The organism is Streptomyces sp. (assembly GCF_031178505.1).
In the GTDB taxonomy this organism is placed as follows: Bacteria; Actinomycetota; Actinomycetes; order Streptomycetales; family Streptomycetaceae; genus Streptomyces; species Streptomyces gulbargensis.
The window spans coordinates 1-13216 of sequence record NZ_JAPSIW010000069.1 but is presented as its reverse complement, the minus strand read 5'-3'; the positions used below and the strand labels follow the sequence as shown (position 1 = coordinate 13216).

Below are 13216 nucleotides of genomic sequence, written 5' to 3'. Positions count from 1 at the left end.
CGTCCACCCGGCCGCCTTCCGCACCTTCCCCGAAGCCGCCGTCAGTCGACCTTCGGGGAAGATCCGCTGGTGACAGCGGTCTGCCGGAACAGCCATGCGGACTTCAGCTCCGCATAACCCGGCTTGATCACGTCGTTGATCATGGCGAGGCGTTCATCGAAAGGAATGAACGCTGATTTCATCGCATTGACCGTGAACCACTGCATGTCATCGAGCGTGTAATCGAATGCTTCGACCAGGAGCTCGAATTCCCGGCTCATACTGGTGCCGCTCATCAGCCGGTTGTCGGTGTTGACCGTCGTACGGAAGTGGAGCTTGCGGAGCAGGCCGATGGGGTGCTCGGCGTACGAGGCGGCGGCGCCGGTCTGGAGGTTGGAGGTGGGGCACATCTCCAGCGGGATCCGCTTGTCGCGGACGTAGGCGGCGAGGCGGCCGAGGCGGACCGTGCCGTCCTCGGCGACCTCGATGTCGTCGATGATCCGGACACCGTGACCGAGGCGGTCGGCGCCGCACCACTGGAGCGCCTGCCAGATGGACGGCAGCCCGAAGGCCTCGCCGGCGTGGATGGTGAAGTGGTTGTTCTCCCGCTTGAGGTACTCGAAGGCGTCGAGGTGGCGGGTGGGCGGGAAGCCGGCCTCGGCGCCCGCGATGTCGAAGCCGACGACGCCCGCGTCGCGGTAGCGGTTGGCGAGTTCGGCGATCTCCAGGGCGCGGGCCGCGTGGCGCATGGCGGTCAGCAGGGCGCCGACCCGGATGCGGTGCCCGGCGGCCCTGGCCTGCCGCTCGCCCTCCCGGAAGCCCTCGTTGACGGCCTCCACGACCTCTTCGAGGGTGAGGCCGGCCTCCAGGTGCTGCTCGGGGGCGTAGCGGACCTCCGCGTACACGACGCCGTCCTCGGCCAGGTCGACCGCGCACTCGGCGGCGATCCGGACGAGGGCCTCGCGGGTCTGCATGACGGCGCAGGTGTGCGCGAAGGTCTCCAGGTAGCGCTCCAGGGACCCGGAGTCGGCGGCCTCGCGGAACCAGAGGCCGAGCCTGTCCGGTTCCGTCTCGGGGAGCCGCGTGTAGCCCTGCTCGCGGGCGAGTTCGATGATCGTGCCGGGGCGCAGTCCGCCGTCGAGGTGGTCGTGGAGCAGCACCTTCGGGGCACGGCGGATCTGGTCCGCGGTGGGGACGTTGGGGGTCTGGCTCGTCATTTCCGCACTGTAGCCCCTACGCGCGTAGAGCGGGCGTCCCGGCGCCGCATCGATGCGGGTTTTTCGCCCCCGCGGCGACGGTGCGGGGCGGGGGCTTCACGGGCGCGGGGAGCATCACCGGCTCGAACGGCGGCGAGCGGCGGGGGCGTTCGCGCGGAGGGCGGTCGGCGGCGATACGTAACAGAGACCGCGCGTACCACTGGCGTACACCTCGGATTCTGAGACTGTTCTGCCATGGCGCACTACGCACTCGTGGGGACCGCCGACGGCCGGAGACCCCGGCTCGGTCGGGCGGTCGGGGCTTCGCAGGCGGCGGTGGGCGGCGTGGTGCTGCTCCTGCCGGACGGCGAGCCGGTGTCCGGGCGGCGGCCCTCGGTACGGGCCCACGCCGCGGCGCTGCCGCTGGCCCGCACGCTCGTCCGGGCCGGGCGCGCGGACGGACTCGTGGCGCACGTGGTGCGCTACCGGGGCCGCGGCTGGAACGGCCCGGACGCGGACCTCGCGGCGGACGCCTCCTGGGCGGTGTCGGAGGCGGTACGGCGCTACGGCGACGTTCCCGTGTGTCTGGCCGGCCTCGGGATGGGGGCGCGGGCGGCGCTGCGGGCGGGCGGACACGAGGCGGTCGCCGCGGTCCTCGCGCTGGCGCCCTGGCTCCCCGAGGAGGACGTGGCCGCGGAGCCGGAGCCGGTGCGGCAGCTGGTGGGACGCCGCGTGCTGGTGGTGCACGGGACGAACGACGCGCGGACGGACCCGGAGCTGTCCTTCCGCTTCGCGGACCGGGCCAAGAAGGCCAACCGGGACACCTGCCGGTTCGAGGTGCACACGGACGGCCACGCGCTGCGGCAGTACGCCGACGAAGTGCGTGCCCTGGCCGCCGACTTCGTGCTCGGCGCCCTCTTCGCCCGCCCGGTCTCCCGCCCCCTCACGGACGCGATGGCCGCCCCACCGCCCCTGGGGCTGCGCATGCCCCTGGCGGCGGGTTTCGGAGGCGCCCGCCGGAGGTGAGGCGCACCTCCTACGGCTCCTGGGGGGCCTGGGCCTCCTTCGGGAGGAGGTGGCCCCGGCGGCTGAGGAGGAACTTCTTGAAGGCGGCGACCGGAGCCGTGTCCGGGTGGCCGTCGAGCCAGGCCAGGCCGATCTCGCGGACCGCCCGCGGCGCGGTCACGGTGAGCTCGACGACGCCGGGGCGCGCGACGGCGGGCGGCGGCAGCAGCGCGACGCCCAGGCCGGCCGCGACCAGACCGCGGAGCGTCTCCGCCTCCTCGCCCTCGAAGGCCACGCGCGGAGTGAAGCCGGCCTCGGCGCACAGGTCGTCGGTGATGCGGCGGAGCCCGTACCCCGGTTCCAGGGTCACGAAGGCCTCGTCGGCGGCCTCGGCGAGGCGGATGCGTTTGCGGCCCGCGAGGCGGTGGTCGTCGGGGACGACCAGCCGCAGCCGCTGCTCGTCGAGCCGGCGGGCGACCAGGTCGGGCGCGTCCGGGACCGGCGAGGTGAGGCAGAGGTCGAGTTCGCCGGCCCGCAGCCGCTCGATCATCGCCTCGCCGTAGTTCTGGACGAGGGTGAAGCGGACCCGCGGGTGGTCCACCCGGAAGGCGCGCAGCAGCCCGGGGACGGTCTCGGAGCCCATGGTGTGGAGGAAGCCGAAGGCGACCCGCCCGGCGGCCGGGTCGGCGTCGGCCCGTACGGTGTCGGCGGCCCGCTCCACCTCCGCCAGCGCCCGCTCGGCGGCGGTGAGGAAGCGGCGGCCGGCCGGGGTCAGGGAGACGGTGCGGCCCCGGCGGGCGAAGAGGGCGACGCCGAGGTCCTGTTCGAGCCGGACCATGGCGCGGGAGAGCGTCGACTGGGGGACGCCCATCTCGGCCGCGGCCCGGGTCACGTGCTCGTGCCGGGCGACCGCGGCGAAGTACGCGAGCCGCGGCGCGAGCAGCTGTCCCATGTCTTCTTCGTTACTGTTCGGTGACAGCCGTCCCTGTGACCTGTACTCATGCACCATGGGAACGATTACAGCAGTTCCGTGCATTGGACGCATGAAAGGGACCGGCCTACGTTCGGGGCATGCCTTCCGCCAGTACCAAGGCGGCCGCCACCCTCGCGGCCGCCGACACCCGCCTCGCCCCCGGCACCGCCGGCTACCGCCGTACGAGCCTCGCTCTGTTCGCCGCCGGACTGGCCGCCTTCGCCCTCCTCTACTCCACGCAGGCGCTGCTGCCCGCCATCTCGGCCTCGTTCGGCACCGGCGCCTCCGCCGCCTCCTGGACGGTCTCCGCCGCGACCGGCGCGCTGGCCCTCTGCGTCCTGCCGCTCAGCGCCCTGTCGGAGCGTTTCGGCCGGCGGGCCATGATGATCGGCTCGCTCTCGGTGGCGGTCGCCGTCGGCCTCCTCGTGCCCTTCGCGCCGAACCTGGAGTCCCTGATCGCGCTGCGCGCGGTGCAGGGCGCGGCCCTCGCCGGGCTGCCGGCCTCGGCCATGGCGTACCTGGCCGAGGAGGTCCGGCCCCGGGCCCTGATCGGCGCGATCGGCCTCTTCGTGGCGGGCAACTCGATCGGCGGCATGAGCGGCCGGATCGTCACCGGCTGGGCGGCGCAGATGTGGGGCTGGCGCGCGGGGCTCGCCGCCGTCGGCCTGACCTCCCTGGTGTGCCTGCTGGTCTTCCGGGCGCTGCTGCCGAGGGCCCGCCACTTCACCCCCGGTTCGCTCGACCCGAGGGCGCTCGCGGGCACGGTGCGCACGCACCTGGCGGACCCGCTGCTGCGCCGGCTCTACGCGATCGGCGCGCTGTTCATGACGGTGTTCGGCGCGGTCTACACGGTGATCGGCTACCGCCTGGTGGAGGCGCCGTTCTCGCTCCCGCAGGGCGTGATCGGTTCGATCTTCCTCATCTACCTGGTCGGTACGGTCTCCTCGGCCGCCGCCGGGCGGCTGGTCGGCCGGCTCGGCCGGCGCGGGGCGCTCTACCTGGCGGTCTCCACCACCGCCGCGGGCCTGCTGCTCTCGCTCTCCGACGCGCTCGCGGCCGTCGTCGCGGGCCTGGTGCTGATCACGGCCGGCTTCTTCGCGGGCCACGCGGTCGCCTCCTCGGCGGTGAGCCGTACGGCGACGACGGGCCGGGCGCAGGCCTCGGCGCTGTACCAGTCCGCGTACTACCTGGGCAGCAGCGCGGGCGGCACGCTCGGCGCGGTCGCCTTCCACGCGGGCGGCTGGACCGGCACGGTCCTGCTCGGCCTGGTCGCGGTCCTCGGGGTCGTGTCGATCACGCTGTACGGCACCCACAGCGCGCGGGCGGCGGAGCGCCGGATCCGCCCCGCGGCGGCCTGAGCCCTCTTCCCGCTCCGGGCTGCAACTGAGAGACTCCCCCGCGCGTCCCACATGTCAGGACCCAAGGGGGAGTTGACGAAGATGAACCGGATCATGCGGGTGGGGAAGAGAGCGGGAACGGCCGCGGGGCTCGCGTCGCTGGTGCTGCCGCTGACGGTCGCGCTCGGCGCCGCCGCGGCGCAGGCGGCGTCCTGCAACGTGACGACGGGGCCGTACCAGAAGCAGGTGGAGAAGTTCCTGGGCCGGCCGGTCGACGGGCGCCAGTCGCTCGCCGACTGCCAGGCCACCCAGGCCTTCCAGCGCACGCACGGGATCACCCCGGCCGTGGGGTACGCCGGTCCGCTCACCTGGCGGACCATGAACACGATGCTCCAGCAGAGGGCGGCGGGCACCAACCCGAACAGGGACGGGAAATGTCCGACGAACCGGGGCCGGATCGCCTGCGTCGACCTGACGCGGCAGCTCAGCTGGATCCAGGACGGCTCGCGCCTGAAGTACGGCCCGGTGCCGGTGCGGACCGGCAAGGACGGCACGGAGACCCGTACCGGCGCCAAGAAGGTCTACTGGCGGAACATCAACCACTGGTCGACGCTCTACAACGTCTCGATGCCGTACGCGCAGTTCTTCGACGGCGGCCAGGCCTTCCACTCGACCACCAAGTCCATGTGGAACCCGCCGGGCTCCGGCGGCTGCGTCAACATGCGGCCGGCCGACGCCAAGGCGTACTGGAATCTCCTGCGGAACGGCGACGACGTCTTCGTGTACGGACGCAAGCCGGGAACCTGACCCCGGCTGTCGGTCCCCTGCGGTAGCTTCGCTCCCATCGGCACCGAACGGGTGCCGATGAGGGGTGAGTGGGGTGTGGACCCGATGAGTGACGTAGCGGTGAAGAGCGACGAACTCGACAAGTACCGCAGAGAGCTGACCGGTTACTGCTACCGGATGCTCGGTTCGTCCTTCGAGGCGGAGGACGCGGTGCAGGACACGATGGTGCGGGCCTGGAAGGCCATCGACTCCTTCGAGGGCCGCTCCTCCCTGCGGTCCTGGCTCTACCGGATCGCGACCAACGTGTGCCTGGACGCGCTGAACGCGGGGAACCGGCGGGCGCGGCCGATGGACCTCAGCGGGCCGACGCCGGTGGCGCAGGCGCAGCTCGTCAAGCAGCCGGAGATCACCTGGCTGGAGCCGGTGCCGGACGGGCGGGTGCTGCCCTCGGTGGCGGACCCGGCGGAGACGGCGGTCTCCCGGGAGACGGTGCGGCTGGCGTTCGTGGCCGCGCTCCAGCACCTGCCGCCGAAGCAGCGCGCGGTGCTCATCCTGCGTGAGGTGCTCGCGTGGAAGGCGAGCGAGGTCGCGGAGCTCCTCGACACCTCCGTCGCCTCGGTGAACAGCGCGCTCCAGCGGGCCCGGGCGACCCTGGCCGAGCAGGCGCCGGCCGAGTCGGACGCGGCGAACCCGCTGGACGAGGAGCAGAAGGAGCTCCTGGAGCGGTACGTGGCCGCGTTCGAGGGCTACGACATGAAGGCGCTGACCGCGCTCCTCCACGAGGACGCGACCATGTCCATGCCGCCGTACGACCTGTGGCTGCGGGGCCACGAGGACATCGTCGACTGGATGCTGGGCGTCGGCGACGTCTGCCGCGGGTCGAAGCTGGTGCCGACCGTGGCGAACGGCCAGCCGGCCTTCGCGCACTACCACCCGGACCCCGAGGGCGGTTACAGCCCGTGGGCGCTCATCGTCCTGGAGCTGCGGGACGGCAAGGTCGCCGGGATGGACTTCTTCCTGGACACCCCGCGCTGGTTCCCCCTCTTCGACCTGCCGGAGCGGCTGGAGGCGTAGGGCGCTCCAGGCGGACCGCGCCGGGTCGCGACGCCCGGTCCCGTTCGCGGGCGCGTCACGGCGAGGAGCCGTCCTCCAGGACGGTGTCGAGTCCGGTCAGCCGGAGCAGGGCCCGCAGGTCGGGTCCTGCTCCGCGGAGGCGGAGGCGGTGGCCCCGGCGGCCGGCGGCGAGTTTCAGCCGGGCGAGGGCGTCGACGGCCGCGAGGTCGGCCTGTCCGAGGGCGCCGACCTCGCAGACGACGGTGCCGGGCGGGGCCGCGTCCAGTGCGGCGCAGAGGCGGGCGACGTCCTCACGCCCGGGCCTGGCGGGCAGGGTCACGACAAAGGGCTGACTGGTGTCCACACCAGACAGACCGTCCCCGTGGCCGGAACTCATCGCGGACCGGCCGATAGGGTCCCGGGCATGACTCACGAGCCTGTCGAACTGGTGATCTTCGACTGTGACGGTGTTCTGGTGGACAGCGAGCGGATCTACTGCCGGGTGGACCGGGAGGTGTTCGCGAGCCTCGGGGCGGAGTTCACCGAGGCGGAGGTGGCCGAGCGTTTCATCGGCTCGTCCCACGAGCTGCTCACCGCCCTCCTGGAGGAACGCCGGGGCCGTCCTCTGGAGCCCGACTGGCACCTCCCCTTCCGGCAGCGGTACGAGGACGCGCTCGACGCCGAGCTGACGGCGGTGGAGGGGGTGGCGGACGTGCTGGACGCCCTGGACGTGCCGTACTGCCTCGCCTCCAACGGCAGCCACGCCTCGATCCGGCGGAACCTCGGCCGCACGGGACTTCTGGAACGCTTCGAGGGCCGGATGTTCAGCGCCCAGGACGTCTCCCGCGGCAAGCCGGCCCCGGACCTCTTCCTCCACGCCGCCGCCGCGACGGGCGTCCCGCCGGAGCGCTGCGCGGTCGTCGAGGACAGCCCGTACGGTGTCCGGGCCGCCCGCGCGGCGGGCATGCGCGCCTTCGGCTACACCGGCGGCCTGACCGCGGCGGACCGCCTCGCGGGCCCGGGGACGGTCGTCTTCGCCGACATGCGGGAGCTTCCGGCGCTGCTGCGGGGGCCCGGAGTGCCGGACGACCGGGAAGCGGCGCGGGCGCTCGGCTGAACACCCGCCGCCCCCGGGCGCCCGGCAGGCCACCGCCGTCCCCGGGCCGGTGCGGGGCACCGGTCCGGGGCGGGGCCGCCGGGGGTTACGCGATGCGGTCCAGGACGATCGGCGTCGGGGTGAACGCCGTGCCCTCGGGGGCGATGTCCCAGGACGCGTCCAGCGACTTCAGCGCGTAGTCGAACTTCTCCGGGGTGTCCGTGTGGAGGGTCAGCAGGGGCTGGCCCGCCGTCACGGTGTCGCCCGGCTTGGCGTGGAGCTCCACGCCCGCGCCGGCCTGCACCGGGTCCTCCTTGCGGGCGCGGCCGGCGCCGAGGCGCCAGGCGGCGATGCCGATGTCGTAGGCGTCGAGGCGGGTCAGGACGCCGGAGGCGGGGGCGGTGACGACGTGCTGCTCGCGGGCGACCGGGAGGGTGGCGTCCGGGTCGCCGCCCTGCGCGGAGATCATCCGGCGCCAGACGTCCATGGCCGAGCCGTCCCTGAGGGCCTTCTCCGGGTCGGCGTCCTTGATGCCGGCCGCGTCGAGCATCTCGCGGGCCAGCGCCACGGTCAGCTCGACGACGTCGGCCGGGCCGCCGCCGGCGAGGACCTCGACGGACTCGCGGACCTCCAGCGCGTTGCCCGCGGTGAGACCGAGCGGGGTCGACATGTCGGTGAGGAGCGCGACCGTCTTCACGCCGCTGTCGGTGCCGAGGGCGACCATGGTGGAGGCGAGCTCGCGGGCGTCCTCGATGGTCTTCATGAAGGCGCCGGTGCCGACCTTCACGTCCAGGACGAGCGAGCCGGTGCCCTCGGCGATCTTCTTCGACATGATCGAGGAGGCGATCAGCGGAATGGCCTCGACGGTGCCGGTGACGTCCCGCAGGGCGTAGAGCTTCTTGTCGGCGGGGGCCAGGCCGTCGCCGGCCGCGCAGATCACCGCGCCGGTGGTGTCGAGGACGTGCAGCATCTCCTCGTTGGAGAGCAGGGCGCGCCAGCCGGGGATGGACTCCAGCTTGTCGAGCGTGCCGCCGGTGTGGCCGAGGCCGCGGCCCGACAGCTGCGGGACGGCCGCGCCGCAGGCGGCGACGAGCGGCGCGAGCGGCAGGGTGATCTTGTCGCCGACGCCGCCGGTGGAGTGCTTGTCGGCGGTCGGGCGGGAGAGCGAGTCGAAGTTCATGCGCTCGCCGGAGGCGATCATCGCCGCCGTCCAGCGGGCGATCTCCGCGCGGTTCATGCCGTTGAGCAGGATGGCCATGGCCAGGGCGGACATCTGCTCGTCGGCGACGACCCCGCGGGTGTAGGCGTCGATGACCCAGTCGATCTGCTCGGGACTCAGCTCGCCCTTGTCCCGCTTGGTGCGGATGACGGAGATGACGTCCATGTGGTGCCTCTTTCTACGCGCATAGAGGGGGAAAGGAGGAGCGGCCCTTCCCATCGTGCCGGAAGGGCCGCTCCGCGGTGCTACTTGCCGAGGTGGTCCGGGCCGAAGGCCTGCGGCAGCATCTCGGCCAGGGTCAGGAACCCGGCCGGCGTCTCCAGGACGAGCTCGGGGCCGCCGAACTCGTACAGCAGCTGCCGGCACCGGCCGCAGGGCACCAGGGACTCGCCGCGGCCGTCCACGCACACGAAGTGGGTGAGCCGGCCGCCGCCGGTCGCCTGGAGCTGGGAGACGAGCCCGCACTCGGCGCACAGCCCGAGGCCGAAGGAGGCGTTCTCCACGTTGCAGCCGGAGACCACCCGCCCGTCGTCGACGAGGGCCGCCGCGCCGACCGGGTAACCGGAGTACGGGGCGTAGGCGCGGGCCATGGCCTCGCGGGCGGCCGTGCGCAGCGCGTCCCAGTCGGGGGCCGTCACTTGCCCTGGCCCTTCCGGTACGGCAGTCCGTCCGCCTTGGGCATCCTCAGGCGCTGGGCCGAGAGGGCGAGCACCAGGAGGGTGGTGATGTACGGGGCGGCGTCGACGAACTGGCTCGGGACCTCGTCGGTCAGCGCGTACCAGAGGAAGAACACCGCGGAGAAGGCGGCGGTGATCACGGCGGGCGCGTACTTCTTCTTGTACAGCTGCCAGAGGGCGGCGACCACGAGGAGGACCGCGACGAGCAGCAGCATCGCGTGGACGTTCTCGGCGCCGCCGCGCAGCTTGAGGCTGTCGGTGAAGCCGAAGAGGCCGGCACCGAGGGCCATGCCGCCGGGCATCCAGTTGCCGAAGATCATCGCGGCGAGACCGATGAAGCCGCGGCCGCCGGTCTGGCCCTCCTGGTAGATGCCGGTGGCGACGATCGCGAGGAAGGCGCCGCCGAGGCCCGCGAGGGCGCCGGAGACGGTGACGGCGATGTACTTGTACTTGTAGACGTTGACGCCCAGGGACTCCGCCGCGACCGGGTTCTCGCCGCAGGAGCGCAGGCGCAGGCCGAAGGCGGTGCGCCACAGCAGCCACCAGGTGGCCGGGATCAGCAGGACCGCGACGACGGTGAGCAGCGACAGGTTGGTGACCAGGCCGCCGAGGATGCCGGCGAGGTCGGAGACCAGGAACCAGTGCTTCGCCTGGAGGTCGGAGAGCCAGTCCGAGAGCCCTGGCACCGTGATCTTGGTGATCTCCTCGATGCGCGGGGACTGCTTGGAGGAGCCCCCGTCCTCGGCGAACGTGAAGTTCGACAGGTACTGGGTGAAGCCGACCGCGAGGATGTTGATCGCCACACCGGAGACGATGTGGTTCACGTTGAACGTGACGGTGATGATCGCGTGCAGCAGGCCGCCGAGGGCGCCGCCGAGGAGACCGAAGAGGACGCCGACCCACGGGCCCCACTGGTAGCCGGCCCAGGCGCCGAACCAGGTGCCGAGCACCATCATGCCTTCGAGGCCGATGTTGACGACGCCGGCGCGCTCCGCCCACAGACCGCCCAGACCGGCGAGGCCGATCGGCACGGCGAGCTGGAGGGCGCCGGAGACCTGGCCGACGGAGGTCAGGTCGTTGGCGCCGGAGACGGCCCGGACCAGGGAGAAGAGGACCAGGCCACCCGCGACGAGCAGCATGATCCACGGCAGGGTGAGCTTGCGGCGGCCGCCGCCCTTGGGCGCGGCGCTCGGCTTGGAAACGGTGCTGGTGGTCACGCCGCCACCTCCTTGTCGGTCTTGAGGGCGCCGCCGGCGGCGAGTTCCTCGCCGACCTTCTGCTGCTGGCGGCGCAGGCCGTAACGGCGGACGAGTTCGTACGAGACGACGACGGCGATCACGATCAGGCCCTGCATGATCTTGGTGATCTCCTTCGGGTAGCCCTCGGTGTCGAGCGACGAGGACGCCTTCTCGAGGAAGGCGAAGAGGAGGGCCGCGAAGAAGATGCCGACCGGGTGGTTCCGGCCGAGCAGGGCGATGGTGATGGCGGTGAAGCCGACGCCGACCGGGAAGTCGAGGCTGTACGTGTGCGACTCGCCGAGCAGCGTGGGCATGCCGGAGAGGCCGGCCAGGCCGCCGGAGATGAGCATCGAGGTGAGGATCATCTTCTTGGCGTCGACACCGCTGGCCTGCGCCGCGGACTCGCTGGCGCCGGTGGCGCGCAGGTCGAAGCCGAAGCGGGTGCGGTTGAGCATGAACCAGTAGACGACGCCGAGGGCCAGGGCGACGAAGGTGAAGCCGTAGATGACGCCGTTGCCCTCGCCCATGTCGACGCCGGGGAACCAGCCGGACTCGGCGATCTCACCGGTGGTGAGGTTGTTCGAGCCGGCGGGCTGGACGCCGAAGTTTTTGGGCAGGATCAGCCAGGCGACCAGGGAGGTCGCGATGGCGTTCAGCATGATCGTGGAGACGACCTCGGAGACGCCGCGGGTGGTCTTCAGGATGCCGGCGATGCCGGACCAGAAGGCGCCCGTGAGCATGGCGGTGAGGACGATCAGCAGGATGTGCAGCGGGCCGGGCAGCTCGACGGAGGCGCCGACGAGGGCGGAGACCATCGCGGCGAGCCGGTACTGGCCGTCGACACCGATGTTGAAGAGGTTCATCCGGAACCCGACGGCCACGGCGAGGGCCGCCAGGTAGTAGATGCCGGTCTGGTTGATGATCAGGACCTGGATGTCCGAGTAGGCCGTCTGGTCGATCATGATCCGGATCGGCTCGATCGGGTCGAGGCCCGTGGCGAGCAGCACCAGCACCGTGAGCACGAACGAGGAGACCAGGGCGAGCACCGGTCCCGCCGCTCCCAGGATCAGCCGGTCCTTGTCGAATTTCATCATCGGGCGTCACCGTCTTCGGGGTGCTCTTGGGTGCCTTCGAGGTGGCCGGTGGCCGCGCCGGTCATGGCGGAGCCCAGCTGCTCGGGCGTGATGGTGGCGGGGTCGGCGTCCGCGACGAGCCTGCCGCGGTACATGACCCGGAGGGTGTCGGAGAGGCCGATCAGCTCGTCGAGGTCGGCGGAGATCAGCAGTACCGCGAGGCCCTCGCGGCGGGCGTCGCGGATGGCGTCCCAGATCTGCGCCTGCGCGCCGACGTCCACACCCCGGGTCGGGTGGGCGGCGATCAGGAACTTGGGGTTGTGGCTCATCTCGCGGCCGACGATCAGCTTCTGCTGGTTGCCGCCGGAGAGGGAGGCCGCGGTGACGTCGATGCCGGGGGTGCGGACGTCGTACTCGCGCACGATCCGCTCGGTGTCCTCGCGGGCGGCCTTGGGGTTCAGGATGCCGCGGCGGGAGTTGGGCTCCTCGGTGACGTGGCCGAGGATCCGGTTCTCCCAGAGCGGGGCCTCCAGGAGCAGACCGTGGCGGTGGCGGTCCTCGGGGATGTAGCCGATGCCGCCCTCGCGCCGCTTGCGCACCGAGGTCGTGGAGATGTCGGTGCCGTCGAGGGTGATGGCACCGCCGTCGGGCGTGGCCATGCCCATGAGGGCCTCGATGAGCTCCGTCTGGCCGTTGCCCTCGACGCCCGCGATGCCGAGGATCTCGCCCTTGTGGATGGTGAACGAGACGTCGTCGAGCAGCTTGCGGGCGGCGCCCGCCTCCTCGCGGACGGTGACCGAGCCCGCCGGGTCCGGCGGGGCGGCACTGGTCAGCGGGGCGCCGGCACCGGCACCGCGCTCGACCAGGGTCAGGTTCTCGACCTTGAGCATGGGCACGTCGGTGACGGTCGACTCGCGGGTCTCCGGCGAGGGCAGCTCGCTGCCGACCATCAGCTCGGCGAGCTGCTTGGTGGTGGCGGTCCTCGGGTCGGCGGTGCCGACCGTGGTGCCGCGCCGGATGACGGTGATGTCGTCGGCGACCTTCAGGACCTCGCCCAGCTTGTGGGAGATGAAGATGACGGTCAGGCCCTCGGACTTGAGCTCGCGCAGGTTGTCGAAGAGCGCGTCGACCTCCTGCGGGACGAGCACGGCGGTCGGCTCGTCGAGGATGAGGATCTTGGCGCCGCGGTAGAGGACCTTGAGGATCTCCACCCGCTGCCGGTCGGCGACGCCGAGGTCCTCGACGAGCGCGTCGGGGCGGACCCCGAGGCCGTACGCGTCGGAGATCTCCTGGATCTTCCGCCGGGCCTTGGCCCCGATGCCGTGGAGCTTCTCGCCGCCGAGGACGACGTTCTCCAGGACGGTGAGGTTGTCGGCGAGCATGAAGTGCTGGTGCACCATGCCGATGCCGCGCGCGATGGCGTCACCGGGGCTGGAGAAGGTGACCTGCTCACCGTCGACGGCGATGGTGCCCTCGTCCGGCTTCTGCATGCCGTAGAGGATCTTCATGAGGGTCGACTTGCCGGCGCCGTTCTCGCCGATGAGGGCGTGCACGGTGCCCTTGCGGACCGTGATGGCGATGTCC

The 13216-nt window shown here is 72.2% G+C and carries 13 protein-coding genes; 5 read left to right on the top strand and 8 right to left on the bottom strand.

Translation table 11 applies throughout. The features are described from left to right. Positions 1 to 41: 41 nt before the first annotated feature. The gene (locus tag RIF68_RS08170; protein ID WP_309050466.1) at positions 42 to 1196 is read right to left on the bottom strand and encodes an adenosine deaminase; all 1155 of its coding nucleotides are present in this window, start codon (positions 1194 to 1196) and stop codon (positions 42 to 44) included. Between the two features lie 234 nt (positions 1197 to 1430). Between RIF68_RS08170 and RIF68_RS08165 the strand changes: the two genes are divergently transcribed. Further along, a complete protein-coding gene (locus RIF68_RS08165; protein WP_309050465.1) occupies positions 1431 to 2201 on the top strand; it encodes an alpha/beta hydrolase in 771 nt (256 codons plus the stop codon). Between the two features lie 10 nt (positions 2202 to 2211). Here the strand turns inward: RIF68_RS08165 and RIF68_RS08160 are convergent, their stop codons facing one another. Continuing rightward, on the bottom strand, positions 2212 to 3189 hold the full coding sequence (locus RIF68_RS08160; protein WP_309050464.1) for a LysR family transcriptional regulator: 978 nt from the start codon (positions 3187 to 3189) through the stop codon (positions 2212 to 2214). 62 nt (positions 3190 to 3251) lie between these two features. Here RIF68_RS08160 and RIF68_RS08155 point away from each other — a divergent pair, with 62 nt between their 5' ends. The 3 genes from RIF68_RS08155 to RIF68_RS08145 all read left to right on the top strand — a co-directional run bounded on the left by RIF68_RS08155 (position 3252) and on the right by RIF68_RS08145 (position 6350). Further along, entirely contained in the window at positions 3252 to 4511 is a 1260-nt protein-coding gene (locus tag RIF68_RS08155; protein ID WP_309050463.1) for an MFS transporter, read from the top strand. 81 nt (positions 4512 to 4592) lie between these two features. Continuing rightward, on the top strand, positions 4593 to 5297 hold the full coding sequence (locus RIF68_RS08150) for a L,D-transpeptidase (protein WP_309050472.1): 705 nt from the start codon (positions 4593 to 4595) through the stop codon (positions 5295 to 5297). Between the two features lie 84 nt (positions 5298 to 5381). After that, positions 5382 to 6350, top strand: a complete 969-nt coding sequence (locus tag RIF68_RS08145; RefSeq protein WP_309050462.1) for a sigma-70 family RNA polymerase sigma factor — start codon at positions 5382 to 5384, stop codon at positions 6348 to 6350. A gap of 55 nt (positions 6351 to 6405) precedes the next feature. On the opposite strand, the gene RIF68_RS08140 is transcribed toward RIF68_RS08145, so the two are convergent. Beyond that, complete coding sequence (locus tag RIF68_RS08140; RefSeq protein WP_309050461.1) at positions 6406 to 6693, bottom strand: STAS domain-containing protein; 288 nt, start codon at positions 6691 to 6693, stop codon at positions 6406 to 6408. A gap of 60 nt (positions 6694 to 6753) precedes the next feature. Here RIF68_RS08140 and RIF68_RS08135 point away from each other — a divergent pair, with 60 nt between their 5' ends. Further along, on the top strand, positions 6754 to 7446 hold the full coding sequence (locus RIF68_RS08135) for an HAD family hydrolase (RefSeq protein ID WP_309050460.1): 693 nt from the start codon (positions 6754 to 6756) through the stop codon (positions 7444 to 7446). 85 nt (positions 7447 to 7531) lie between these two features. Here the strand turns inward: RIF68_RS08135 and RIF68_RS08130 are convergent, their stop codons facing one another. From RIF68_RS08130 to RIF68_RS08110, 5 genes are all read right to left on the bottom strand, one after another. Continuing rightward, positions 7532 to 8809 (bottom strand): thymidine phosphorylase, encoded by a 1278-nt coding sequence (locus tag RIF68_RS08130; RefSeq protein ID WP_309050459.1) that lies wholly within the window; start codon positions 8807 to 8809, stop codon positions 7532 to 7534. Between the two features lie 80 nt (positions 8810 to 8889). Beyond that, positions 8890 to 9282 (bottom strand): cytidine deaminase, encoded by a 393-nt coding sequence (locus tag RIF68_RS08125; protein WP_309050458.1) that lies wholly within the window; start codon positions 9280 to 9282, stop codon positions 8890 to 8892. Next, entirely contained in the window at positions 9279 to 10538 is a 1260-nt protein-coding gene (locus tag RIF68_RS08120) for an ABC transporter permease (RefSeq protein ID WP_309050457.1), read from the bottom strand. Before RIF68_RS08120 ends, RIF68_RS08125 begins: the two co-directional genes overlap by 4 nt. Continuing rightward, positions 10535 to 11653, bottom strand: a complete 1119-nt coding sequence (locus RIF68_RS08115) for an ABC transporter permease (RefSeq protein WP_309050456.1) — start codon at positions 11651 to 11653, stop codon at positions 10535 to 10537. The genes RIF68_RS08120 and RIF68_RS08115 overlap by 4 nt, the downstream gene beginning before the upstream one ends. Beyond that, the coding region (locus tag RIF68_RS08110) for an ABC transporter ATP-binding protein (RefSeq protein ID WP_309050455.1) at positions 11650 to 13216 on the bottom strand (1567 nt) is incomplete at its 5' end. The genes RIF68_RS08115 and RIF68_RS08110, both read right to left, overlap by 4 nt.